Source organism: Erwinia sp. ErVv1 (assembly GCF_900068895.1).
Lineage (GTDB): Bacteria > Pseudomonadota > Gammaproteobacteria > Enterobacterales > Enterobacteriaceae > Erwinia.
Genome location: NZ_CDPK01000055.1, coordinates 1 through 228, shown reverse-complemented (window position 1 = coordinate 228; position 228 = coordinate 1). Strand labels below are relative to the sequence as shown.

At 59.6% G+C, this 228-nt stretch carries 1 pseudogene; it reads right to left on the bottom strand.

Going from position 1 to position 228, the window contains the following annotated elements:
* Positions 1-228 (bottom strand): annotated as a pseudogene (locus A1830_RS23105) (hypothetical protein); the annotation flags it as partial.

The window sequence follows — 228 nt, the reverse complement described above, 5'->3', positions numbered from 1 at the left end:
CATAAATCGTGCTGCCACGCAGTGTGTCGCTGACGTCAGAGAGTTCTCCCCGCCCGGTGTAGTTAAAGGCGCGTTCGAAGATTGCCTGTTTCGGCAGGTTGGGTGCTAAGCCGCCGATACTGCGTTGCAGGGTACGTCTGCCCATACTGTCATACTGGCGGGTCTGTTCACGGGTTCCCTGAGTGCGGGACACCTCCCGGTGCAGGCGGTCGCGGGTAAATTCGCTGA